Origin of the sequence: Flagellimonas myxillae (genome assembly GCF_023502235.1) — a bacterium.
GTDB lineage: Bacteria > Bacteroidota > Bacteroidia > Flavobacteriales > Flavobacteriaceae > Flagellimonas > Flagellimonas myxillae.
Genome location: NZ_JAMFLY010000002.1, coordinates 759924 through 785927, shown reverse-complemented (window position 1 = coordinate 785927; position 26004 = coordinate 759924). Strand labels below are relative to the sequence as shown.

The following is a 26004-nucleotide window of genomic DNA, read 5'->3' as shown; positions in this document are numbered from 1 at the left end:
AAATAGGATTCAGTAAATTATGTACATACACGTTTATTATGAATTTGTTTCGGCTGAAAAAACCGCCGACGGCTACGGTGCCAACCTTCGAAAACATGCCGGCTCCCTTTTATTTGGTTTATTAAGGGACAAAGGCAATATGGTATGGGAAACGGAACAAGGGTGCAGGGAAATCCTTGGTTATGCAGAAACGGACCGCCCGAATGCCACTGGAACAACCCTAAAAATAATCAATTACAACATCAGGGAAATGGGCAAAGCTTTGAGCGCCATCCAAAAAATTAAATCTTGAACCAACATCACTTTGCTTCCAAGGGTTATTCAAAATTTGGGCAATCAATAAGTTCACTAGCACGGAAATCCATGGCGATCAGAATTCATTCATCAACTAAAGCATAATAGCATGGGACTTTTTTCTTCAAGCGGAAACGAGATCAAAATCAGATCTGAAATCAAATCAAATCCAAATGCCTACGAATGTTTAAGGGTTTGGATGAACCAAGGTGCCCCGGAAATCTTTGCCGACACCATTAAAGAAACACCAGACCCCCGGGCTTGGGGCTCTGTTCTTGCCGATGTGGCCGCCTTTACCTCCAGCCATTACCACAACGGAAAAGAAGATGGCCGTATCGAAGCGCTAAAGCAAATCCAAAGTATGTTCAATCATCTTATCGACGGATGGACCACATCCCATTAAAAAATCAAGTATAGCGAACAATTATCACCAAACTGCATTTATTTGTCCGTGACTAAGGATGGATCAATGGATCAACCTAAGAAAATCTCTGGCAAAGGCACTTAGTTTAATTCTGGGTTCCATGATTGGGAACATGAGTGGAATCATCGGGGGCAGATCAAATTTTAAAGAAAAGATTCCCCCAAATTTAAATCGCATTCCCATAATTTTACACCCAAAATCCAATCCATGGACGGCAAAATAACCTACACCTTTACCTCCACCATGTGGAAAGAAGCAGCAGGAAGCTGGTATTTTATTTCCCTCCCCAAGGACATTTCCCAAGAAATCAGGGGCAACCTGCAATGGCAGGAAGAAGGTTGGGGTAGAATGAAGGCCACTGCCCAAATAGGGACTGTAAAATGGGACACCGCTATTTGGTTCGATACCAAAGGAGGCACCTACTATTTACCTGTAAAAGCAGCGATTAGAAAAAAGGCCAAACTTACAACCGATACCAACCTTGACGTCACCCTTTGGGTGTGAATCCAGTTTTATGCGAAGGTTACCTCCGGTGTCCTAGAAAAAGGGCAGCTTAATTGTATGTTTTATTCCATTTTTTTATGATGGACAAGTGCTTATCATCCAACGAATTTGCCGTAAAAAAGCTAATTCCCTTGGCCCCGTTCTTCCGGGCCAATTGGATGGCTTGCTCAAAATCGGAATAGTTATCGCCGTAATGACCTGTTAGGATGCCTGTGATCAAGTCTTGTCCCTTCTCCAAATCACGTACACCTTCCTTAGTCGCAAAACCTACCCAGTTCACATTTCCTTGATGGTCTTTTTTATAGGCCATTGGAAAAAAGGTGTCCAGCTTCCAATGTCCCCAATCTTGGCGCACATATTCCCGGGCCAACTGCGGAAACGGAAAAACAGCAGCCGAAGTGGCCACTCCCTTATCGTGACAAATATCCACACAGTCATCTACCAACGAGGTGATAGCGTTCATTCTAAACTGCTGCCAAGCGGGGTTCTCGGCCCTATCTTCCAAATCTACTGGATCAGTCCCAAAAATTTCCTTGAACTGCTTACGGGCATTGGGGTGATAACCAAAATCATACTCGTCCAGAATACGGTCCTGGATTAGAGGTCCCCCTTTGTGTTTGTACTTTTTTTGAAGGTCGGCCCCAAGAATTATATCCACAAAGCGGATGTAGTCAAAATGCACCGATGCGATTCCGGGTATCTCTGCCTTTTCCTTGACCCTTTTTTTAATGAATTCCCGTGCCCCCTCAGAAAATGGGCTTAGAAATTTATAGTAACTCACGTAGGGATTGTATTCTTTGCAATTCTGTCCCAACACGTTCACCGAAAACCACTCAGGATGTTTTTGGGCCTCCTCCAGTCCCCCGATATTCATCATCCAAAGCCAAGCGTGGACCCTAATTCCATATTCTTTTGCCAAAGGAACAAGTTCCCTTAATCGTTCGGTGCTGGCATTGGGCAACAGATCCGTAATCCCGGCATCGGCCAATCGTTTTAAACGTGCCTTTTGTTCCTCAATAGTGGCCTTGGTTTTGCCTTCACCTTGGTTGATGTCCCCCCAGGCAGCAAAGTAAAATGCCTTTTCGGAGAATCCATTGTCAACCTTTTGGGCATTTAGGCCGGTGGTAATAATTAAAAAGAGTAAAAAGTATAATCGTACTAGGGGTCGCATAAAGATTTTGTTTTAGCAATTCTTAGGGAAAATAGCCTGTTTCCCGTTTTTAAGTCCAACTTTTTATACGAACGTACTTTGTGGCTCCCTGAATGTATATATTTGAGGAAGACTTGGGAATTTTGGGATTCTTTTCTGGTCAAAATCCTCAGAAATAAAACAAAAAAAGGGCATAAAAAAACCCTCAAGAATATTGAGGGTTAATTCTGTGCGGGTGAAGGGAGTCCCTTCGACCAGCTCAGGGTAAACTTCTCCTCCTCAAAATCCAACTGTATCCAAATAAAAAACCCCCAATTATCATTGAGGGTCATTCTGTGCGGGTGAAGGGAGTCGAACCCCCACGCCTCGCGGCACTAGATCCTAAGTCTAGCGTGTCTACCAATTCCACCACACCCGCAAAAAGGTGTGCAAATATAATCCAATTTTCCGATTACAATGCAACCCCTTTTTAAAAACTTGTTTTTTGTACATTTAGTGTCCTTTTAAAACAATTCATGGAACAAATAAACGACTACATAAACACCCACAAAGATCGGTTCATCAACGAGCTGGTCGAACTCTTAAAATTACCTTCCATTAGTGCCGATACCGCTTTTTCCCAAGATGTATTGGAAACTGCAAGACTCGTGGAAAAATCCTTAGTGGAAGCAGGCTGCGACAATACCCAGATCTGCGAAACCAAAGGTTATCCCGTGGTATATGGAGAAAAAATCATTGACTCCAACCTGCCCACCGTACTGGTTTATGGCCATTACGATGTACAACCACCCGACCCCATGGAACTCTGGAACTCCCCTCCCTTTGAGCCGGTTATCAAAGCAACGGATCTACATCCGGATGGTGCCATTTTTGCCAGAGGTGCATGCGACGATAAAGGTCAGTTTTTCATGCATGTAAAAGCGGTGGAATTCATGATTCGAAACAACCAACTCCCCTGCAATGTCAAGTTTATGATCGAAGGAGAAGAGGAAGTGGGAAGTGATAGCTTGGCAGATTTTTTGGAGACGCACAAAGAAATGCTTTCCAATGACATCATCCTGATATCGGACACCGGAATGATGGCCAATGATGTCCCCTCAATTACCACCGGATTAAGAGGGTTGAGCTATGTGGAAGTGGAAGTCACCGGGCCAAACCGCGATTTGCATTCGGGCATTTATGGTGGGGCTGTTCCCAATCCCATTAACGTCCTCAATAAGATGATTGCCTCCCTTCACGATGAAAATAATCATATCACCATTCCCGGATTTTATGATAAAGTAGAAGAAGTATCGGCTGAAGAACGCGCGGAAATGGCCAAAGCCCCTTTTAGCCTGGAGGCCTATAAACAAGCATTGGATATTGACGATGTTCACGGGGAAAAAGGATATACCACCGCAGAACGCTATTCCATTCGCCCAACCCTTGATGTCAATGGGATATGGGGTGGTTACACTGGAGAGGGCGCAAAGACCGTCATCGCCAGCAAGGCATTCGCCAAAATTTCGATGCGTTTGGTACCTGATCAAGATCCGGACGAAATCACGGAACTGTTCACCAAACATTTTGAGGCCATTGCGCCAAAAAGTGTAAAGGTCGAGGTTACACCGCACCATGGAGGCCTACCCTATGTGACCAAAACCGATAGTATTGGGTATAAAGCGGCAGCCATGGCCTATGAGACCACTTTCGCCAAAACCCCAATTCCAGAACGCACCGGTGGAAGTATACCCATCGTTGCACTATTTGAACAAGTCTTGGAAAGTAAGACCATTTTAATGGGCTTTGGACTGGATAGCGATGCCATTCATTCCCCCAACGAGCATTTTGGCGTCTGGAACTACCTTAAGGGCATTGAGACCATTCCATATTTCTATAAATACTTCACGGAACTAACGCAATAAACAGGATGTTGCCCATCGGTTTAAAATTAAACCGATGGGGACGTGCTTTCCGCTACTAGTTTTGGCTCGCTCGCCAAAAGCTAACCACCATTATCGCTAACTCATGAGCAAGCAATACAATAACCATCTTGTTTACCTGCTTTTAGCAACACTTTTTATCAGTACATCGGGTGCATTGGGTAAATTTATAGACTTGCCCATCCCGGTAACGAATTGGTGGCGTTCTTTTATAGCTCTGTTTGTATTGTATGCCTTCTGCAGGTATGAAAAGATACCCTATCAATTAAAATCGAAAAAGAACGTCCTTCCTTTTGTACTAAGTGCCTTGTTCATGGCCGCACATTGGATAACTTACTTCTATGCCTTAAAATGTTCCAATGTCGCTATTGGAATGCTTTCATTGTTTACTTACCCTATCATAACCGCCTTCTTGGAACCTTTGTTCATTAAAACAAAATTTGACCCCATGTACATTGTGCTAGGGGCTTTGGCACTTTTGGGCATTTACATCCTAGCTCCCGAATTTGATTTGGAAAGCACAATGTTCCAGGGTATCTTTTTCGGGCTGATATCAGCATTGTTCTATGCCTTAAGAAACATCATTTCAAAAAATTTGATTTCTGAGCACCACTACAATGCTACGGCCATTATGCTATATCAATTAGGTATTGTGACCCTTGTGCTGGCTCCTACTTTATTGTTTATGGACACTTCGAACATTACAACGCAATATCCCTATGTTATTCTGTTGGCCATTATTACCACGGCTGTGGGCCATACACTGCTCGTAAACAGCTTAAAACATTTTACCGTGAGTACTGCAAGTATCATCAGCAGCGTTCAACCTGTTTTGGGTATTGTAATCGCCTTTATTTTCTTAAGGGAAATCCCTAACTGGAATACGTTTTGGGGCGGAATGATTATTCTATCAACAGTAATAATTGAAAGTGTTCGAAATCAAAATAGACCCAAAACCCATCAAGATCGGATGTAACGACAAGTACCTCATCGAAAATCCAGACAATCATCAGATTTTCAAACAATCCGAAGCTAAATATCAAATTGCCAAACCGAACTCATTTTATTTAGGAAGAAACACCTCTAGAAGCGTTGCTTATCTAGGCATTCACCTATAGAACAATTGGGATTTCAAATTAAATATTTGGTCGTACCCCTATATGGTTGAAGTTATGGTAAGATGATCATTTTACTCTACATTTGTAGAATTCAAAATATTATTCTATGTTTGTAGAGTAAATTCTAATTTCATAGCGCATGTCCTTATCAAAATCCGAAGAAGAACTAATGAACATTATCTGGAAACAGCGGAAAGCGTTCATGAAAGACCTTTTGGATGCCTATCCGGAACCAAAACCTGCCACCACAACCGTGGCCACGCTTTTAAAGCGGATGATCGACAAGGGCTATGTGGCCTACAAAAGTTTTGGAAGGTCCAGGGAGTACTACCCCTTGGTTAAAAAACAAGATTATTTCTCCAAGCAGGTGAAAGGTCTGATTAAGAATTTCTTCAACGACAGCCCGAGTCAGTTTGCCTCATTTTTTACCAAAGAAACCGATTTGAGCAAGGAGGAACTTGAGTCTTTGCGAGCACTTATTGACGACCAAATTAAAAGAAAGTAAGCATGTTGGCCTATAGCTTAAAATCCACGGCGTGTTTGATTGTCCTATTCTTGTTTTACAAGATTTTTCTGGAGAAAGAAAGCATCCACACCTTCAAACGATTTTATCTGATCGGTGCCTTGATCCTTAGCTTGGCCATTCCGTTAATGGTCTTTGTGGAATACGTAACTGTTCCCATGCCACAGGGGTTGGATAGCTTGAACCCCATCCAGGCCGGAGAAGTTTTGGAAGTTAAAGAGGCTCCTGGTTCTCCGATTGATTTCATCGTCATTGCCTGGTGCATTTATGGTTTGGGCGTGCTTTTGTTTGGATTAAAGTTTGCCCAAAACCTAATCCGAATAACCAATCGAATTCGCAAAAATCCCAAGAATAGGCTACCACATTGCACCCACGTGCTGCATCGGGAGAAAATACCCCCGCATACGTTCCTTAAGTTCATTTTTCTGAACAAACAGAAGTTGGAAAACAATGAAATCCCCAAAGAGGTCTTGATCCACGAAGAAACCCACGTGGCCCAAAAGCACAGTTGGGATGTGATTTTTATAGAGTTGGTCCAAGTGCTGCTGTGGTTTAATCCACTGGTTGTTTTCTTTAAACGGGCCATAAAACTGAACCATGAATTTTTGGCAGATCAAGCCGTATTATCCAAAAGTGCCAACACCATAAACTATCAAAATGTTCTTCTGGAATATTCAACCACAAATTTTCAGCCAGCATTGTCCAATGCAATTCATTATTCATCAACCCGCCTGACCGTATTTGGCAAAACCTTCGTGTTTGGAAGTGCGTTCAGGCAAGTCAAAAAACGATTAACAGTCATGAAAACAAAAACATCAAAACAATCGGTTCTAATCAAAAGCCTTCTGTTGCTTCCTATACTCGCATTGCTCCTTTTGGGTTTTAGCGATAAAAAGACCGTATCCCAAGCATCAAACGAAGTCACTCCCATTACCATCAAGGTCAGTGAAAACCACGAACTTTTTATTGAAGGAAAACGAATCCGTTTGAAAAAGCTATCCGACAAGTTGAACAGCATGTCGAAATCCAATGATTTCAGCAACAACTCCAAGCCACAGGTGGAGTTGGAATTCGAGGGTGATTTTAGTATTGAGCTTTTAAAGCAGATAAAAAAGGAGTTGGCAAAAACCCCTGCTACTTTAACTTTGGTATCCGCTGATCGTATCAAATTTTCTGAAAAGGCCTTGGACCAAAGTTTTAAGGGCACCCAGTTTAGGGCTCGGGACACTCTATTAATACAGTTGGTGGATGGGGATACGATATTGGGAACCAGTACACCTCGAACACAAGAAGGTGCTTCCCGTAAACTTATGGTAGAGTACAACAAGCTGGCCAAATATTACAACAGCATGGCCAAAAACAATATGCGCGTATTGCTAAAGGACGTGGAGCGTCTTACCTACATTCGGGGATTGATGTCGGAAAAACAACAGAAGGATGCGGAACCTTTTCCTGACTTTCCAAATCCACCGCCTCCCGTCAAAAAAGTTGGGACAACCGAAATTGAAGAAGTCCCCCCACCTCCTCCGCCAAACCGGGTTGATGAAATCAAAGAGGTTCCACCTACTCCCTCAAATGACAACGAAATCAAAGAGGTGCCTCCACCCACGCCAACATCTGAAATCATAGAAATTCCGGGGTCGGCGGAATGGCCACGAGTTCCAATGATTGCCTATCTTGTTAACAAGGGGCCAATTTCAGCAGAGCTCAAAAAATTGGCGGATAGTTATGCCAAGCAAAAGAAAAGCTATTACGATGGGGTCGTCCGGTTTGTGGAACATGAGCAAGGTAGCAGAGAACAGCTCATGCACCAGTATACACAGATCATGGCCTTACATAAAAGCTATACAAAATTGGCCGTTGCCGAAGGGGTGTACGCTTCCCCCGAACCTAGCATGAGTCGTATGGTCTGGGACCGTCTCCCGCCCCACTCCCAAAAGCTTATCGACCATGTAGTCGGGTTAGCGGAAAAAGGGGCTGTTTTCTATTTGGATGATAAAAAAATTAGCACAGAAAAAGCCATTGAGCAGTTAAAGAACAACCATGAACTTCGCATAAATTCCATGTTTGAAAAGAACAATATTATGGAAGTAAAAATGTCCTCGTCCTAGCTGAAGGCCCATTCGTTGGTTGCTTGAATGGGATCGCGCTGTAACATTTTGTAAAAAACTGCGTTCTAATTACATCGCTTTTGATTTTCATTAGGGTCAACACCTTCCAAACCAACCTTCCGTGGGAGTATTTGACCTAAAAGCGGTATGCAGTCAATTACAAACCTAAACGAGCACTATCATGTTACAACGTTTTTTCATTTTCTGTTCGGGTGCCGACACCCAAATCCTAGAAACCTGTTCCAATGGGGAACGCAACAAATATGCAGGTATTGGAGCCACTGTTTTCTTTACCGCAGTTATGGCCTTTATTGCCAGCGGCTATGCCCTTTACACCGTATTCGACAACATTTACACCGCTATTTTCTTCGGATTTATCTGGGGATTATTGATTTTTAATCTGGACCGATACATCGTGTCAACCATAAAGAAAAGGGATAGTTTTAAAAGTGAATTGTTGCAAGCCACACCTCGAATCATTTTGGCGATGATCATTGCAGTGGTTATTTCCAAACCCTTGGAGATGAAAATATTTCAAAAGGAAATTGACCAAGTCCTTTTGGAGGAAAAAAATGCCCTGACCCTGGCAAATCAAGAGCAAATTGCTTTACAATATTCTCCTAAGGTAGAGGCCCTAAATCAAGAAATTGCTGGATTAAAGAACGAGATTACAAGCAAGGAAGCGGAGACCAATGCGCTTTATGATATCTACATTACCGAAGCCGAAGGTACCGCCGGAACCGGTCTCTTGGGCAAAGGCCCGGTTTACCAAGAAAAAAGGGAGAAACATGATGCCTATTTGGCTGAATTGACCCAGCTCAAAGAAACCAATGGTCAAAAAATTGAGGCACTTGAAGCGGAAATAGCGGCCCTTGGGGTTGACTACAATAGCGCGGTGACCAATTCGCAACCCATTATTGATGGCTTTGATGGGTTGATGGCCCGGATAAATGCCTTGGGCAAACTGCCTTGGTTCCCTTCATTTTTTATTTTTCTATTGTTTTTGGCGATTGAGACCGCTCCTATTATTGCCAAACTTTTGGCTCCGAAAGGAGAGTACGATTATAAGTTGGAGGAACAGGAAAGTGTGGTCGCCACTTGGGTAACCCAAAAAGTAGCCCAACGCAAACTGCTGTTTTCCACGGATGGCGAACTCAACCAAAAGATTTACGAGGATATTAAAAATGAGGAAGAGCTCTACCGTTATAAAAAACAAAAGGCGGAAGAACTTTTACGCCTTCAGGCGGATTCCTTTCACAATGTACAGGTAAAGGGGTTATAGCTAGAAACAACCCATAGTTTATTTCCCAAAAAAAGGGAAAGCTGTCCACTTAAAGTGCACAGATAGTGTAAATCATCCCTTCGTACTTAGTTCTCCTTCCCCTGTCATCCTGAGCCAACCGAAGGAAAAGGAAGGGAGATAAAAATGATGTATTGTGATTTTCGTCAATCCATAACCTACATCCATCAATCGGTTCTTGAAATTTGGGCAGAAAATCCCGTACTTCACTTATCGGACGATATTGCTCATTAAAACGAGCAATATCTTAAACGTTAGCATTAATTAAAAACGAAAAATGCCTTTTAAAGAATATTATTCAAATTTAGAATTAGATAAACTTCTTGAACTATCAGAAGCACCTCACAAAGTTAATATAGAAGGAGTTCCTTTTTTAATAGATGAACTTGATAAAAGAGGAGAAAAAGAAAATAAAAATAAAGTTGAAGAATATTATCAACAAACTGATAAATTCAAATTTGGGCACTTAAAAATTAGTGGTTGGCTTTGGATTATTTTGATAGCGTTGATAATTAATATGATTAGGTCTTCTATAAATATATTTGAATTATTACAAATTGGTTTTGAAAAAATTGAGTCTTCTCCGAACACTCATATGAAATTTGACATTTATTTATATTATGGAATAGAAATTTTTATGGTAATATTTTCAATTGTTTTAATAGCTATGATGTTAAGTTTTAATAAAGGTTTTAGGAAATTTATGGTGTTTCTTTATATAATTTCAGTTGGCTCATCTTTTTATTTCGGATTGAAAAATTCAGAAATTAGTGGATTAATAATTTTTCAAGCAGTTTTTGCCATGATTTGGAGTTATTACTTACTTTTTGCTGAAAAGCCTAAGAAAATATTTATAAAATAACTAATGCTTACAACGGCTATAATTCATTGTGGTTTTGTGCCATACCAAAATAAAAGTATAAATAAAACGGCTGGATTTCGGCGGAATAATCCTGCGGATGATTCCACAACGAAATCATAGCCGAGACCGATAAGTGCAACCCTATTTTTGACAAAATGCTTCTTTCTCTAGAAACACTTGTACAAATTTGTAAAATTCGTGTCAACCCAAATTTAACTTCACGATAAAAAGGACACTTACAAAGTAAAAACCTCTCGACTGCGCTCGAGGTGACAGATAAATCAAATATTAATTTTGGAATATGCCTTTAAGGCAACTTCAAGGCTGTCTTTCCAATGTGGGATGTCCAAATCGAAGGTGCTTTTGATCTTAGATTTGTCCAACACGCTAAATTTGGGTCGCTCCGCAGGGGTAGGAAATTCTTTAGATAGAATGGGTTTGAGGTCAACCGAAATCTTGTAACTGTCAAAAATGGCTTTGGCAAAATCGTACCAACTGGCCACGCCTTCATTACTGTAATTGTACACGCCATAATCTATGCTATGGGCATTGATAATATGCAAAACCACCTTGGCCAGGTCCAAGGCATAAGTGGGTGTGCCCACCTGATCATATACCACGGAAAGTTCCTCTTTTTCGTTCCCTAACCGGATCATGGTCTTCATAAAATTGTGCCCAAACTCGGAGTAGAGCCATGAAGTACGCAAGATAAAATGCTCTTCCAAGTTCCCTACAATAGCCCGCTCCCCTTTGTATTTTGTATCCCCATAAAACCCTATGGGCCTGGCGATATCATCTTCCAAATACGGGGTGTTCAAAAAGCCGTCGAAGACAAAATCCGTTGAAATATGAATGAGGACCGTGTTGCTCTCATTACAGTTCATTGCCAAGTTTCTGGCCCCGGTAACATTTACCTTATACGCCAACTCATTTTCAGATTCGGCTTGGTCCACATGGGTAAAGGCCGCACAATTGATGCAATAGGCATAGTTGGCAGCAAGCAATTCTTCGCGAACCGCCGCAAAATCAGTAATATCCAGATCTGAGGACGATTTGAACACAAAATCCAATCCTTTGGCCTGTCCTACGGACGCCATGGCCTTAAATGTGCTTCCCAACTGTCCGGATGCCCCGGTGACCAATATCTTCATATTATTTTTTGCTTTAATGGGGTACTGCTACCTTAAAAATGGGTAAAACCCTATCCTTTTCCGAAATGATCAGATCATCTTCATTCAAAATCCAATCGATATTAAAAGTGGGGTCGTTATAAATGATCCCTCCCTCTGATTCGGCATGGTAAAAATTGTCACATTTATAGGAAAACTTGGCGGTGTCACTCAAGGTCACAAAACCATGCGCACATCCTCTCGGCACAAACATCTGTTTCTTATTATTGGACGACAACAAGGTAGAGACCACTTGCCCGAAAGTCTTGCTATTGGGACGGATATCGACCGCCACATCCAGAACCTCTCCCTCCAAAACCCTTACCAATTTGGCTTGGGCATGCTCCCCCTTTTGAAAATGGAGACCACGAAGTACCCCTTTTACCGAGAAGGATTCATTATCCTGCACAAAAAAGGGTTTGGCGCCGGTTAGTTTTTCAAATTTTTCTTGATTGTAGCTTTCCATAAAGTAACCCCTCTTGTCCTCAAAGACAGTGGGCTCTATGACAAAACAACCTTCTATTTTAGTCTGATGTACTTGCATGATCTATGATAAAACTTCCAACAACCGTGTGCTGTACCCACTCTTCAAGAAGGGTTCTGTTAACTTTTTAAACTGATTCTTGGTTATAAAGCCCATTTTATAGGCCGAAGATTCTATGGCTCCTATTTTAAGCCCTTGTCTTTCTTCGATCACTTGAACAAACTGGGAGGCTTGCATCAACGATTTGAAGGTTCCCGTGTCCAACCAGGCTGTTCCCCGGTCCATGATGCTTACCTTAAGCTTCCCGCGTCGCAGATATTCCTGGTTAATGTCGGTAATCTCCAGTTCACCACGGGCACTGGGTTCTATGTTTTTTGCAATCTCCACCACGTCGTTGTCGTAAAAATAAATTCCCGGTACGGCATAGTTCGATTTTGGATTTTTTGGTTTTTCCTCAATGGAAATCACCTTATCGTCCTCATCAAATTCCACAACCCCATAGCGCTCGGGATCATTTACGTGATAGGCATAAATGATTCCTCCATCGGGATTGTTATTGGATTGCAACAGCGTTTCCAGACCAGTTCCGTAGAAGATATTATCGCCCAAAATCAGGGCTACTTTATCATCCCCAATAAATTTTTCCCCAATAATAAAAGCCTCGGCCAATCCATTGGGTTGGTCCTGTACTGCATATTCGAACCGGCATCCATATTTTCTTCCATCGCCCAACAAGCGTTGGAACATCGGAAGGTCATGTGGTGTGGAGATGATCAATATTTCCCAAATCCCGGATTCTATCAAAGTAGAAAGTGGGTAGTAGATCATGGGTTTATCGTACACGGGCATCAGTTGCTTGCTCACCGCCAAGGTAATGGGGTGCAATCGTGTTCCTGAGCCTCCTGCTAATATTATTCCTTTCATTGTTTTGGGGTTTTGGGCCTGTGGTTAGGCCAAGCTCTTTGTCTTGTTTCCAGTAAATTTCTTCAAATACCAATCAATGGTCTTGTCAATTCCACTTTCAAAGTTCTCATCGGCTTTCCAACCTAGATTGTTCTCTATCTTGGTCGCATCTATGGCATATCTAAAATCGTGCCCTGCCCTGTCCTTTACATAGGTAATCAAATCCTTGTAGGAGGTATTGTCCTTTTTGGGGTATTTTTTATCCAGGATTTCGCAAACCGTCTTGGCGATATATAGATTGTTTCGCTCGTTCCTTCCGCCAATGTTATAGGTCTCCCCGGAAACTCCATCAAAATAGGCCAAAGCAATGCCCTTACAATGGTCTAAAACGTACAACCAGTCCCTAATATTGGAACCGTCCCCATAAATGGGAATGGCTTCCCCTGCCAAGGCCTTTCGGATGATGGTGGGAATTAGCTTTTCGTCGTGCTGTTTGGGGCCATAATTGTTGGAACAATTGGTGGTGACCACATTCATTCCGTAGGTATGGTGATAGCTTCTTACAATAAAATCCGAGGAAGCCTTTGAAGCACTATACGGACTGTTTGGAGCATAAGGAGTGGTCTCCATAAAAAGTCCCTCCTTGCCCAAAGTGCCATATACCTCATCTGTGCTTACATGATGGAAACGCGAATGCATATACGCCTCTTTATATAACCCAGGACTTACCATCCAATGTTTTTTGGCCACATCAATGAGATTGAATGTGCCCAAAATATTCGTTTGCATAAAGGCATCCGGATTGGTAATGGAATTATCCACATGGGATTCGGCGGCAAAATGTATTACCCCTTTAATATCGTATTTCCCAAATATTTTTTCTAAGAGTTTTCTGTCGCAGATATCCCCTTTTATAAAGGTATAGCGCTCATGACCCTCCACTTCTTTTAAATTGTCGAGATTGCCCGCATAGGTGAGTGCGTCAATATTGACCAAATGGATATCGGGATTTGCTTCCAAAAAGTAAGGGACAAAGTTGGAACCGATAAATCCTGCCCCTCCGGTTACCAAGATATGAGTCATGTAGATTTTATTTTTTTACTTGTTTTGTAAATATAATCCTACTTTTTAATCGTGTTCAATTTATGTTGTGAACGGTCGGTTTTTGTTGGTGGAACACTTCAATATAGGTTTAAAAGTCAATTGAACCCATTTATAGGGCCTTATTGAGCTACTTTGAAAGATATTCCTAACAAGGCTAAAATCTTTTTCCTACTTTCGTATTGGTCTTTATTGATTAAATGGAACACCAAGTTACGGAAAAACCCTATATCCTTGCCGTTGACGATGAACAGCTTAACCTGGAGCTGCTTCGATTTATACTGGAACGGAACGATTATGAGTTTGAAGGTACAAGTGATGACGACTATTTCTTCGAACTCTTGGAAACCAGAAAACCCGACCTCATTTTACTGGATGTGATCATGCCCCGTATTGAAGGCTTTGAGCTCTGTGAAAAAATCAAGGGGTTTGAATCTTATCGCGGCATCCCCATTATTTTTCTAACGGGAAAGGTCAACGTACAGGACAAGGTCAAGGGTTTCGAAGTCGGTGGGGTCGATTATGTGACCAAACCCTTTAACGAGCAGGAGCTCATTGCCCGTATTCAAACCCACGTGGAATTGATCAGGGCCAAAAATCAAATCGAGGAACAGGCCCAGAACCTAAAACAATCCAACGACCTTAAGGACCGTATGTTTTCGATCATCGGGCATGACCTGCGCTCCCCTTTGAGCGCGGCCAAACTGAAAATGGATTTCATCATGCGCGGCATTATCGACCCCAAGGATGAAAAATTTTTGGACGAAACTGTTTATGATCTCCTAAAGACTATGGACGAAGCCTTAAACCTGCTTCAGAACCTTCTGGGGTGGGCCAAGTCCGAAAGTGATCAAATTCAGATGATCCCAGAGAAATTGGATATCAGCGATTTGGTGGAACAGACTTTTAGATTGCTAAAGCTTGGTAGTGATCACAAACACATTGTCATGCAGAACAACGTACCAGAAGAGGTATTTGCTTTTGCGGATAACAATATGATCAAAACGGTATTGCGCAATATTGTCTCCAATGCCATCAAGTTTACCCCTGTTGAGGGCCTCATCAAAATAAACAGCAAACATGCCAAGAATCACCTGGTTATTGAAATCGAGGACAATGGAAATGGAATTCCGAAAGAGGACATTAAAAAAATTCTGAACCCCAACGAGCATTTTAGCAAATTGGGTACGGAAAAGGAACCCGGCACCGGCCTTGGGCTGATCTTATGTCAAAATTTTGTCCGGAAAAACGGAGGAACCCTCAAAATTAGGAGTGAGGTAGGAAAGGGAAGCACCTTTTACTTTGACCTCCCGCTCTATTCCGAGGAAGATTAAGCTACTGCCTCGGCCTGCACCCCGCGTTTGGCCCTTTCCCAATTTACAGATTGGTTTCCTTTCAAATAACGACCGAATCCCAAAAAGACCGAAAGGTTCATAATGAAAAAATAGTAGGGGATAAATAGTAATTTCAAACGGATTTGTCTGTTTTCCAAAAACCAACCCAACAAGGCCGCTGCATAAAACAATACTTGACCCCAGAACAATACACTAAAGAGACCAAAGTTGAACATACCCTCTTGTTGTGCCAAGAAAAAGTTCATGGGAATAATCAAGAGGAGAAGCAAGGGTGTCAGCGTCCAACGTAAAACACGATGGGAAATATACTGGAAGGATAAGGTGCCATATTTGAAGAAATTTAGCAACGAACGCAGCCTTACCACAGACTGTATGCCCCCTGCGGAAATCCTGATTTTGCGTTTCAGCTCCTCCTTAACATTGGCCGAGGCCGTCTCAATGGCATAGGCCTCCGGATTGTACTGAATTGTATAACCCGACATGGCTACCCGGAGCGAAATCATAAAATCGTCCAATAAGGTATCCCGTTCCACTTCTTGCCACAGCTGGGTTCGAATAGCGAACAGCTCACCCGCTGCTCCTACCACGGAGTACAGTTCCGCATCCCATTTTTTGAGTTGCGATTCGTATTTCCAGTACATGCCTTCACCTGCACCAGCGGCATTATCGGCATCTTTGGCATAAATTCGTTTTTCACCTGAAACACAGCCCACTTTGGGATTTCGGAACAAACGAACAATCTCCTTTATCGAGTTCTTGCCCAAATCGGTATTGGCATCGGAAAAGATGACAATGGGCGTTTTCACAAATTGCATTCCCCGATTCATGGCGGCAATTTTTCCGGCCCGTTCTTCCTTGTGATACACTTCAACCTCTTTGTACTTGCGCAGCAAGTCAGGGGTACCATCATCAGAACCATCGGTAACCCAGATTTGGGTCACTTTTTCCGAAGGATAATCCAAACTCATGGAGTTTTTAACCTTTTGGTCCAAAAAGTCCTTTTCGTTAAAAGCCGAAACGAACAAGGTTACTTCGGGTTGGTAATCTTCATTGCCTTCATAAGCTTTGCCCATACCAAATAACCTTCTAAGCTTTATAATGGCAAACAACAGGATGCCATATCCTAGATAGGAGTAAAAAATGATGAACAATGAAATCCAGAATATTACTTTTACAACCTCCATTTTATCTCTTTAGATTAAACTGCAACCAAACTTTTTTTAGCAACTTTTTCCCATTCCCCTGTACTATGATTATAGGTTTTGACAACCCTCGCCGGATTGCCCACCGCCACAGAATATGGGGGTATATTCTTGGTGACGACACTTCCACCTGCAATAATGCAGTGTTTCCCGATGGTCACCCCAGCGACCACTACACTGTTGGCACCTATCCAGGTTTCTTCTTCCACCACAATAGTGGCTGTTGATACCCCTTGGGCGTGGATGGGCTGGGTTACATCTTCGTAGTTATGGTTAAGTCCCGATAGCACAATATTCTGTGCCAAGCGGACGTCATTCCCTATGGTTACAGGGCCGATTATGGTATTTCCCAGGCCTATACGGGTCCGGTCCCCGATTTTAACAGCTCCTACCCCATTGTTTATGGTCGAGAAATCCTCGATGGTGGAATTGGAACCCAATTCGAACGTGTTCCAAGGGAGGACATCCATACGGGTTCTTCTGCAAACGGTTGCTCCTTTTCCCTTTTTATGATAAAACGGATTTACAAACCATCGCACCCAAAGCCGGGGCCTCGCCTGATTTTTGGGAACCAATAACCAGTGCACCATTTTTTTGATTTTTCCACTGTTTTTGATTTTGTCCTTTAGTCCCATAATGCATCTTTTAGGCTGATTTTTTAATAGCGTCGTAAATGGCTTTCACGTTATTTTCCCAAGTGTGGCTTTTGGCAAACTCAATTCTCTCAGCTTGAAGTTTCGGGGAATTTTCGGCCAAGGCCTTTTCCGCCAATTGGATGTATTCTTCTTTGCTACTTGCGAGGTAAACATGATCTTCGAACATTTCCATAGCCTTGGTCTGGGTGGCCAAAGTTGGCTTGCCCATAGCTAGGTATTCGTCAATTTTTCTCGGATAGTTCCCAATGGTCCAATCGTTGACCACTTGGGGGTTCATGGCAATGTCGAACCCCTTTACATAGGCCGGAAGCTCCGAGCCACCTTTGCTTCCCAAAAAAAACACATTGTCCATTTGGTGTAGGGCCGAATTTTTGAAATCGGCATCTTCAGGACCTACCAGTACAATACTCCAGTCCTTTTTGGTCTTGGCCATATATTCCAAGAGGTCTATATCCAATCGCATACTGGTGAGATAGCCGACATATCCAAGAATGGGACCGGGAATTTTATCAAACTCTTCGGGTATTTCTATAGCATTCTTTTCATCGTTGAACAGGGAAACATCGCAACCTTGCCCCACCATATAGCTGTTGGGATTGTACTTGGCCCCATATTCAGCATACAGGGTGGAGTTGTTCACCACAGTATCCGCCAATTGAATCAATTGGGGTTCTATACGCTCCCCGTGTCTTCTCCAATACGGGACTTTAATAAGGTAATCCCGCATGTAATACGTATAGCTTTGGGGCTTCAAAAATTCTTTGAGATGCAGCCCCAAGAACATGGAGCTATCATTAAAGAGCAATACATTCTTAAACTTAAGCTGCTCCATGGCCTTCAAAATATCATTGGAAAAAAGTCGGGCATTTCTTTTATTGAGCCTTTTGAATAGAAAATGCAAGGGAATCCAATTGATGGATTCTGTAAGCGACGTGGGATATAGGTTCCAAAGATTTTCAGATATGGGAACCAACCCGGTTTCTTCTCCTTTGGCAATGCGCAATCGTTTTTGCACCTTTTCGGAATCTTTACCCCTTCGTAGCGTAGCTCTGTCCAAAGGCGGATTTACGTAAAGCACCCTATTGTGTTTGGCAAATTCAGTTGCAATATTCTTGCAGTTGCTGCCAATTTCAATATCCCATGCCTGAATGCCGACAACGATGATGTCCTGTCCTTTGATCATGTTAGTTTTTGTTAAGTTCATCATATACATCCTCGTAAAGTCTGAGCACCTTTCTCGCCATGGTATTCCATGAAAATTCCTTGGCCCGCTGAATGCCTTTTTCCGAAAGTAGTTGGGCCAACATCCTATCCTCTACCAATCGCCGCATCGCCTCCGTGATCTCCAAAGGGCGTGTGGGGTCCACCATCAAGGCCGAACCATCGCCAGCAACTTCGGGCATCGAAGAGGTGTTGGATGTAATTACAGGCACACCGCAAGCCATTCCCTCCAAAATTGGAATTCCAAAGCTTTCACGAAGTGAAGGGTAGAGAAATATGGTCGCCTGGTTGATAATTGCCGGCAAATCCGTATTGGGCACATATCCCGTTAGGTGAATAAGCTCCCTGATTTCTGGGCAATTGTTTGCGAGCAACAATTTTTGCAGTTCTTCCTCATCGTAATCCAACATCACCAAACGGTACTTGCCAGGATATATCGCGTTGAAATCCGCAAATGCCTTGAGCACTCCTTTGGTATTTTTTTTGGGATCTGTATTCCCCAAAAAGAAGAAAAAATTATCCGGTAGTTTATACTGCTCTTTGATGCGATTTAGCCGCACAGGGTTGACCACTTTTTTGAAATGGGAACCTACACCATTGTAAATCGCCGTTAATTTATTGTCCGTAAATCCAAAATGCTTGTTGATTCGTTCTTTCTCATAATTCGAAACGGTAATTACCTTTTTGCTCCTTCGGATCACGGGAGGAACAAAATACCTTCGGTACATATTCCCCAATTTCTGGTACCAGGTGCCTTCTTTTTTGAACAAGCTGATGCTTTCCAAATAAATAATATCGTGTAGGGTGGTGATCAAGGGGACACGCGAAAAAAGCGGACCGGTATTGCTTGTGCAATGCAGCAGATCACAGCCTTCCTTTTTTGCCGCCCTGGGCAAAACCAGTTGCTCCCATCCGGGATAGCCCCAACGGGACTCCAGTTCAACGATCTTAAAATTCTCGACTTTGGGAATGCAACTATCATCGAAATCCGGCCGTACAAAAATCACATACTCATTTTCGTGATCGATTCCCTGCAGACTCTTGATCAATTCCAGGGCCACCATGTCCATGCCATGCTTCTTTTTGCGATAGAGACGTTGTCCTTCTATTCCAATTTTCATCTGAAGTAATTAGGAGTTAACGGTACCGTGCTGGGTGTGGATAAATTTTTTGTTCGCCCCCTTTAACTTAAACAGGGAAAAGAACATCAGTAGAAAGGCCTTGGGTAAGGTAAGTGCTGCCCGAAGGGTGCTTTTACTGTAGAATTTTTTAGGTACGGCAAAGGCAAAGGCTGCTACAGTACATCCGAACACCACATACCATAGAACTGATGGCACGACCAGTAGATTATCGGGCATCAAAAGATTCAACAGTGTATATAGTCCTGTTATAAGAACCACCAATCCCAATAACAGCACCCGAGGAGGAGATATCATCTGGTAGACCTTATCAAAAAAGTCCACATTTCCTTTAGCAAATAGTTCCCTTAGTCCTGGTACAAAATACCTTCCAAAGTAAATGAACTGTGCAGATAGCCAACGTTTACGTTGATTGGCAAAAACTTCTGATTTTTGAACCTTTTCATCCAGCACCAGGGCCTCATCCAAGTACTCTATCTTAATCCGGTTCTTCAGCAATTTCAGCTCCAATTCCTTATCAAATCCACCTACGGCATTAACATTGGCCATGGTATGTTTGAAGAAATAATAGTCGAACGCCATCCCCGAACCGATAAGGGCCGATGAAAGCCCCAAAACGCGATGGCCTTTCCTAAAAATATGATTGTTTATCTCCTCACTTATCGCATCTAAAATGGCAAATGAAGTGTTGGTGTTTTTAGCCACACGATGCCCTTGGACCACCTTATAACCCTGGTTAAAGGCCTCATTGATCTTAACGATGAAGTCCTTTTCCATAATGTTGTCGGCATCCAAGATCAGGGCCACATGATACTGGTCCCCGATGTGCAGCATGGCCCTGTTCAACGCTTTGGACTTGGTACTTTTTTCAAAGGAAACTTCCACCAGTTTTATGGGTAGTACCCGAAGTTTGTCCAAGGTTTGCTGTTGAAAAGAGTCCGCAATGACGACCACGTCATACAAATGGGAGGGATATGTCTGCTGAAGGGCATTTTGGGCCACATCAACAATTACATTGTCTTCTTTATAACCCGGAATTAGCACCGCAAATTTTCGTTGCTTCGCGGACAACATCTTTCGGTTTTTGGCTTTAAAAAGTCCGGCTACCGAAAAGACGAAGACATAAATGGATGCGAATCCAAAATATCCCAATAACAGGTACTCGAGAACATTGATTATGATTCTTACTACATCCATTTGTCCTCCTTATCCTGCTACCAATTCCTTAATGGATTGATCCTTTAATAGATTGTCAAAATATTCAATGGTCTTTCCCAGGCCATCCCTAAGGTCTACGCGCGGTTCCCATCCTGCCAACTTCTCTTGGGCCAAGGAAATATCCGGTTTGCGTTGCATAGGATCATCCGATGGCAATGGCAAATGGACAATCTTGGATTTGGAACCTGTAAGATCAATGATATTTTCGGCAAGTTCCAACATGGTAAATTCCCCTGGATTTCCAATGTTCACCGGGCCTATAAAATCGTCCCCGGTGCCCATCATCTTGATCATCCCGTCTACCAAATCGCTCACATATTGAAAACTCCGGGTCTGGGTTCCATCCCCGAAAACCGTGATATCTTTCCCTTGCAAAGCCTGAATGATAAAGTTGGAGACCACCCGGCCGTCATCCGGTTCCATTCGGGGTCCGTAGGTATTAAAAATCCGAACGATCTTAACCAAAACGTCGTTGGAATTGTGGTAGTTCACAAAAAGGGACTCCGCACACCTTTTTCCCTCGTCATAACATGATCGGATTCCGATGGGGTTCACATGGCCCCAGTACCCTTCCGGCTGTGGGTGCAGTTCGGGATCTCCATAGACCTCACTGGTTGATGCCTGCAGAATTTTTGCCTTGATACGCTTGGCCAATCCCAACATGTTTATGGCCCCCAACACCGAAGTCTTGATGGTTTTGATGGGGTTATGCTGATAATGTACGGGAGATGCCGGACATGCCAGATTATAGATTTCATCCACCTCAAGGAAATAAGGTAGGGTCACATCGTGACGAACGACCTCGAAATATGGATTGTCCATCAAATGAACGATCTTACTCTTTCTTCCCGTGAAGTAATTGTCCATGCTTATGACCTCGTTTCCTTCATTCAAAAGCCTTTCGCAAAGATGGGAGCCTACAAAACCTGCTCCCCCGGTTACCAATATTCGTTTCATCTTGCCCCTTTTTAAATTTTTACGGTTTCTTCTTTGGTACTGACCACGGCATCCCTACCAATACTATAGTAGGTGAAACCGAGTTCTTCCATTTCCTCCGGGTCATAGACATTACGCCCATCGAAAATTGACTTGTTTACCATTAGTTTTTCCAAAATCCTGAAGTTGGGCATCCTAAACTCGGACCATTCGGTGACCACGATCAATGCATCGGCATCAATAATGGCATCGTATTCGTCCTTGGCATATTCTATCTTGTTACCCAAAATGCGTTCGGCCTCTTCCATGGCCACTGGATCATAAGCCCTAATGTTGGCTCCGAGTGCCTTTAGTTCCTCAATGATCACCAAGGCAGGAGCTTCACGCATATCATCTGTTTTTGGCTTGAAGGCAAGGCCCCAAAGTCCAAATTGTTTGCCCTTTAGATTTTCACCAAAATGCTTCTTTATTTTCTGCACCAAAACGGATTTTTGGCGGTAATTGACACTTTCCACTGCCTTTAGGACCTCCAAGGAATGTCCGTACTCATCGGCTGTCCGGACCAAGGCCTGGACATCTTTGGGGAAACAACTTCCTCCATATCCTGTACCTGGATAAATAAACTTGTTTCCGATCCTGGAATCGGAACCAATCCCTTTTCGTACCAAATCCACATTAGCTCCCACAAGCTCGCACAGGTTGGCGATATCGTTCATAAAGCTAATCTTGGTGGCCAACATGGAGTTGGCGGCATATTTGGTCATTTCCGAAGAGAAAATATCCATGAATAATAAGGGGTGCCCATTCATCAAAAAGGGTTTGTACAAACGATTCATCACCTTCTCGGCGCGCTTGCTTTCCACTCCTACCACTATTCTATCGGGTTTAAGAAAATCGTCAACCGCGCTACCCTCCTTCAAAAATTCAGGATTGGAAGCCACGTCAAAAGGAATACGAACATTACGTTTGGCCAATTCTTCCTCCACGGCAGATTTAACCTTAAAAGATGTTCCCACGGGAACGGTACTCTTGGTAATGATTACTTTGTAATCTTCCATGTGCTGGCCAATTTCCCGAGCTACACCAAGTACATATTTTAGATCAGCACTTCCATCTTCATCGGGTGGGGTTCCCACGGCAATAAAAATGGCATCACTGTTCTTGATTCCCTTTTCCAAACTTGTGGTGAAGGAAATTCTTCCTTTGTCCATATTGCGTTCCAAAAGGACATCCAGACCAGGTTCATAAATTGGAATCTCACCCTTGCGGAGCTTTTCCACTTTTTTCTCGTCAATGTCCACGCAGACCACATTGATTCCTGTTTCTGCGAAGCAGGTACCTGTTACCAAGCCTACGTAACCTGTACCTATAACTGTAATGTTCATAATTTGAAGTGTATTAAGGTTTGTTATATGATTTTCTATCGTTCGTACCAATCCAAATCCTGGGTACCTCCGGAATTTGCCCAATTGACAAACTTGGGATACGCGATGGTAATGGGAATGGATTCCTGCGGGGGCTCAAATTCATCAAAGATGTTCAGTGCCCATGGCAGGTTCTTATCTGTTTTATAGTATCTGTTTTGTGCCGGGTCGCTATCGTCATCTTTGGTCCCCAATGAGGCCGCCATACTTGTTGGCGCATAATCCGGCAAGTGGATCTCTTTGGACCGTGTGGCATCCGAAATTAAAAACGGGTTGAAGGGTACCAATCCCAAATCTTCATAGCTGATCGGGGTGTTGAAGTCAATACCGATTTCCACAGTTTCGCCCTGCATTTCAACTACATTGCCAGCCACAAATATTACGGTCTCGTCGGTAGCCGTATTCGCTTCTGTACCATTGACATTTAAGCTGATGTAATTGGCATTTATTTCTTGTCCCTGCACATCGTCCACCAAAGTGGGGTCAATGGGGAAGGCTAAGGCAAATCCATTATGGAGCGCGCCACCAATATTGTCGATGGTAAAAGTTCCCTCAATCCGGGTTATAAGGTTTGAAGCATTGGTGATCAGGTTGTAACTATAGGTCACCACCAGATCGTTAAAGTCGTAATCCCCCTGACTGGGCCATAGATCCTCAAAGGCCAATACCCCAGTAAGGTTGGCTGTTGGCGAAAAATTATTGAAGGCCTTGTTCACGTCAAATGGAAAATCGTCCAACTCATCGTTCACACCATCCCCGTCTTCATCGTTGGCCGGTATAAGGGCAACCACATTGGTCAATTCAATGGACTCCACCGGATTCGCCCGGGCATAAAACACCGCATCGTTAAAATCATCATCGGAACCTTGATCTCTACGAAGGTCCTCAAAGGCCAGGAAATTTATTTCCCGGGCGCTGTCATACAACTGGACCACGTGGGTATTCAAATTTGAATTTTCAGGATTGAAACTGGGCTCGGAATAGTAGATTCCGTTACCATCTGTAACTCCGGAACCGTTCCAACCGTTGGCCACTATAAACCAAGAAATCACGGTATTCGGGGGAAATCTTCCCAAGTACACACGGTCACCAGGTACCAGTCCGCCCGAAGAGCCTACCATGGAGGTATTGGGGAATATAACATTGTGAGCTGCAATCTCATTTGGGTTTGCAGGTTCATTTCCCAGTTCATAGGAATAGTACCCCAAAGCATTTCTATACCCTGCCCCTTCGGAAACAAAGGTGACCCACACATCGGCCAAATCGGTGATAACCATACTGGTTTCACTTGTATTGGATAAAAACTGTGGATTTGCAATCGGCACCCTACTGTATTCCGGTAAGGATGCGTTGATATCGTCCAAAAGGTTTTGCTGGATAACATCGGGGAGCTCCATCTCTGAAGGAACCCCTTGATTATTGAATCCGCTTAAATACGTATATGTTGCTTTGGAAGTGGTAGTTGTAGTCCCTTTTTGTACTATTTCACCGCTTTTGCCCTTGCTGGAAGAAGAACGTTCATAAAGTGGTCGGTAATCAAATGAAACCCCACCGTTGCCGATGGCCAATCGAATATCTTTTGTAAGTCCTAAATAATCAGAATATAGGAGTACACTGTCCGCCTGTGCCTGAATCGCAAAATTTTGCTCAAAATGACCGTTGGAATCAAACATTGCCTTACCAAAAGGAATGCTATCCTGATTTCCTGTTTTACTATACAGTGAGAAAACTGCTCCTCTCAAGAATGAAGGAACGTCTAAAACAACATTCACCTCCTGATTGGTTGCATAATCGAAGGTGGCAGTCACATTCAACGCGGCCAAAGGCCCATCGTCTGTATCAACATCGGGGCTATCTATTGGGGGATCTAGATCCTTTTCACTAACACATCCTGTGATTGTTAAAAAAACAGCTGTCAATAGGATGATACTTCTTAAATTTCTATTCATTATTGTAGGTTACTTAATATTTGTAAATATTATCCTACATTTTAAGAAAGAAAAGTATTTGTTGCGTAAGCAAGGTTTCGTGTTGTAAATGGAAGGCTGGCATATATTTAGCCCGCTTTGCAATAATCGAGTTTACAGATTGTTAGCTGTTCTGCCATGGGTAAGATTCCAGCTAATGGCCCTCCAAAAGGCCCTTAGATGTTCAAACTCCCGTTTGGCTAGGAAGACCAAGCTATTTTTTGGGATGGATACCAAGCCTTGGAACAATAAGCTCACAAAAAGCTGAATGGGTTTGAAGTTCCTTCGGGCAAACAAGATTCGATTGCGCGCTATGTAATAGGTTTTCAAAGGACTGAATTTTCCGGTGGAAACAGATTCCTTGTGTAAAATATGGGATTGGGGCTGGTAATAGATTTTGTACCCTCCACGCTTTACCATCTCGGCCCAATCGTGCTCTTCGTAATAGAGAAAATAAATCTCGGTCATCATCCCCACTTTTTCCACAACGCTTCTTGGCACCATCATGGCGGCCCCATGAATGGATTGGGTCTCTCCAGGAACATCATAAGTACCATCATCCTTTTGGTGGTATCCGATACTATTATTACGTATGGTCCAATGGTTCATTGGGGTATATCCCGCATATTGGATAAGGGTTGGGTCCCAATGAAACTTAATTTTGGGGCTCACCATGCCAATATTATGGTCATTTTCCAAAGTTTCCACCAAGGGTTGGATAAAATCTGGAGGGACAATGGTGTCGTTATTGATGAACAATAAGTATTCGCCCTTTGCCTGTTTTACTCCAAGGTTGTTGCCTCCGGCAAAACCAAGGTTTTCCAAACTTTTAATGAGCGTAACTTCGGGATATTGCTCCTTTATAATATCGGGATTATCATTTGGTGATGCATTGTCCACCACAATAATCTCAACATTGGAATAGGTCAAATCCCGTGTGGATTTCAAAAGATCTAAGGTTACATCCGATTCGTTGTAATTGATGGTTATGATTGAAACTAGTGGTTCCATAATTCGAATT

General features: G+C 42.9%; 24 protein-coding genes and 1 tRNA gene. 10 read left to right on the top strand and 15 right to left on the bottom strand.

The genetic code is table 11. The annotated features are described in order from the left end of the window. The first annotated feature begins 19 nt into the window (after positions 1-19). From M3P07_RS11880 to M3P07_RS11870, 3 genes are all read left to right on the top strand, one after another. Positions 20-292, top strand: coding sequence for a hypothetical protein (locus M3P07_RS11880; RefSeq protein WP_249970127.1), 273 nt, complete (start codon positions 20-22; stop codon positions 290-292). Between the two features lie 111 nt (positions 293-403). Next, positions 404-697 carry a DUF5076 domain-containing protein gene (locus M3P07_RS11875; RefSeq protein ID WP_249970126.1) on the top strand — a complete coding sequence of 98 codons (294 nt, stop codon included), beginning with the start codon at positions 404-406 and terminating at the stop codon, positions 695-697. Between the two features lie 228 nt (positions 698-925). Further along, complete coding sequence (locus M3P07_RS11870; RefSeq protein ID WP_249970125.1) at positions 926-1222, top strand: DUF1905 domain-containing protein; 297 nt, start codon at positions 926-928, stop codon at positions 1220-1222. A gap of 49 nt (positions 1223-1271) precedes the next feature. Here the strand turns inward: M3P07_RS11870 and M3P07_RS11865 are convergent, their stop codons facing one another. Next, positions 1272-2393, bottom strand: coding sequence for a family 10 glycosylhydrolase (locus M3P07_RS11865; protein ID WP_249970124.1), 1122 nt, complete (start codon positions 2391-2393; stop codon positions 1272-1274). A gap of 315 nt (positions 2394-2708) precedes the next feature. Beyond that, positions 2709-2790: transfer RNA gene (locus M3P07_RS11860), tRNA-Leu, on the bottom strand. Between the two features lie 97 nt (positions 2791-2887). On the opposite strand from M3P07_RS11860, the gene M3P07_RS11855 reads away from it, so the two are divergent. The 6 genes from M3P07_RS11855 (at position 2888) to M3P07_RS11830 (ending at position 10208) form a co-directional block, all read left to right on the top strand. Further along, positions 2888-4276, top strand: a complete 1389-nt coding sequence (locus M3P07_RS11855; RefSeq protein ID WP_249970123.1) for a dipeptidase — start codon at positions 2888-2890, stop codon at positions 4274-4276. A gap of 103 nt (positions 4277-4379) precedes the next feature. After that, the gene (locus M3P07_RS11850; protein ID WP_249970122.1) at positions 4380-5270 is read left to right on the top strand and encodes a DMT family transporter; all 891 of its coding nucleotides are present in this window, start codon (positions 4380-4382) and stop codon (positions 5268-5270) included. Positions 5271-5551: 281 nt separating this feature from the next. Next, positions 5552-5917 carry a BlaI/MecI/CopY family transcriptional regulator gene (locus tag M3P07_RS11845; protein ID WP_249970121.1) on the top strand — a complete coding sequence of 122 codons (366 nt, stop codon included), beginning with the start codon at positions 5552-5554 and terminating at the stop codon, positions 5915-5917. A 2-nt stretch (positions 5918-5919) separates the two neighbouring features. Next, positions 5920-8046 carry a M56 family metallopeptidase gene (locus M3P07_RS11840; RefSeq protein WP_249970120.1) on the top strand — a complete coding sequence of 709 codons (2127 nt, stop codon included), beginning with the start codon at positions 5920-5922 and terminating at the stop codon, positions 8044-8046. Between the two features lie 181 nt (positions 8047-8227). Next, on the top strand, positions 8228-9328 hold the full coding sequence (locus M3P07_RS11835; protein ID WP_249970119.1) for a DUF4407 domain-containing protein: 1101 nt from the start codon (positions 8228-8230) through the stop codon (positions 9326-9328). 295 nt (positions 9329-9623) lie between these two features. Continuing rightward, positions 9624-10208, top strand: coding sequence for a DUF2569 family protein (locus tag M3P07_RS11830; RefSeq protein WP_249970118.1), 585 nt, complete (start codon positions 9624-9626; stop codon positions 10206-10208). Between the two features lie 281 nt (positions 10209-10489). Here the strand turns inward: M3P07_RS11830 and rfbD are convergent, their stop codons facing one another. The 4 genes from rfbD to rfbB are packed head-to-tail and all read right to left on the bottom strand — an operon-like array spanning position 10490 to position 13847. Next, entirely contained in the window at positions 10490-11359 is an 870-nt protein-coding gene (rfbD, locus tag M3P07_RS11825) for a dTDP-4-dehydrorhamnose reductase (RefSeq protein ID WP_249970117.1), read from the bottom strand. 13 nt (positions 11360-11372) lie between these two features. After that, a complete protein-coding gene (gene rfbC / locus M3P07_RS11820; protein WP_249970116.1) occupies positions 11373-11921 on the bottom strand; it encodes a dTDP-4-dehydrorhamnose 3,5-epimerase in 549 nt (182 codons plus the stop codon). A gap of 3 nt (positions 11922-11924) precedes the next feature. Beyond that, the gene (rfbA, locus tag M3P07_RS11815) at positions 11925-12785 is read right to left on the bottom strand and encodes a glucose-1-phosphate thymidylyltransferase RfbA (RefSeq protein ID WP_249970115.1); all 861 of its coding nucleotides are present in this window, start codon (positions 12783-12785) and stop codon (positions 11925-11927) included. Between the two features lie 24 nt (positions 12786-12809). Next, entirely contained in the window at positions 12810-13847 is a 1038-nt protein-coding gene (gene rfbB, locus M3P07_RS11810) for a dTDP-glucose 4,6-dehydratase (RefSeq protein WP_249970114.1), read from the bottom strand. Positions 13848-14065: 218 nt separating this feature from the next. Between rfbB and M3P07_RS11805 the strand changes: the two genes are divergently transcribed. Then, the gene (locus M3P07_RS11805) at positions 14066-15199 is read left to right on the top strand and encodes a hybrid sensor histidine kinase/response regulator (RefSeq protein WP_249970113.1); all 1134 of its coding nucleotides are present in this window, start codon (positions 14066-14068) and stop codon (positions 15197-15199) included. Here M3P07_RS11805 and M3P07_RS11800 read toward each other — a convergent pair. The 9 genes from M3P07_RS11800 to M3P07_RS11760 all read right to left on the bottom strand — a co-directional run bounded on the left by M3P07_RS11800 (position 15196) and on the right by M3P07_RS11760 (position 25994). After that, on the bottom strand, positions 15196-16404 hold the full coding sequence (locus tag M3P07_RS11800) for a glycosyltransferase family 2 protein (protein WP_249970112.1): 1209 nt from the start codon (positions 16402-16404) through the stop codon (positions 15196-15198). The genes M3P07_RS11805 and M3P07_RS11800 overlap by 4 nt on opposite strands. A gap of 14 nt (positions 16405-16418) precedes the next feature. Then, positions 16419-17057, bottom strand: a complete 639-nt coding sequence (locus M3P07_RS11795; protein ID WP_249970111.1) for an acyltransferase — start codon at positions 17055-17057, stop codon at positions 16419-16421. Positions 17058-17067: 10 nt separating this feature from the next. Beyond that, on the bottom strand, positions 17068-18261 hold the full coding sequence (locus M3P07_RS11790; RefSeq protein ID WP_249970110.1) for a glycosyltransferase: 1194 nt from the start codon (positions 18259-18261) through the stop codon (positions 17068-17070). A gap of 1 nt (position 18262) precedes the next feature. Next, positions 18263-19420 carry a glycosyltransferase family 4 protein gene (locus M3P07_RS11785; protein ID WP_249970109.1) on the bottom strand — a complete coding sequence of 386 codons (1158 nt, stop codon included), beginning with the start codon at positions 19418-19420 and terminating at the stop codon, positions 18263-18265. Positions 19421-19429: 9 nt separating this feature from the next. Beyond that, on the bottom strand, positions 19430-20635 hold the full coding sequence (locus tag M3P07_RS11780; protein ID WP_249970108.1) for a glycosyltransferase family 2 protein: 1206 nt from the start codon (positions 20633-20635) through the stop codon (positions 19430-19432). 9 nt (positions 20636-20644) lie between these two features. Continuing rightward, on the bottom strand, positions 20645-21613 hold the full coding sequence (locus tag M3P07_RS11775; protein WP_249970107.1) for a UDP-glucuronic acid decarboxylase family protein: 969 nt from the start codon (positions 21611-21613) through the stop codon (positions 20645-20647). 11 nt (positions 21614-21624) lie between these two features. Then, entirely contained in the window at positions 21625-22977 is a 1353-nt protein-coding gene (locus M3P07_RS11770; protein ID WP_249970106.1) for a UDP-glucose dehydrogenase family protein, read from the bottom strand. 35 nt (positions 22978-23012) lie between these two features. Further along, the gene (locus M3P07_RS11765; RefSeq protein ID WP_249970105.1) at positions 23013-24965 is read right to left on the bottom strand and encodes an LruC domain-containing protein; all 1953 of its coding nucleotides are present in this window, start codon (positions 24963-24965) and stop codon (positions 23013-23015) included. A 132-nt stretch (positions 24966-25097) separates the two neighbouring features. Further along, a complete protein-coding gene (locus M3P07_RS11760) occupies positions 25098-25994 on the bottom strand; it encodes a glycosyltransferase family 2 protein (protein WP_249970104.1) in 897 nt (298 codons plus the stop codon). Positions 25995-26004: the final 10 nt, after the last annotated feature.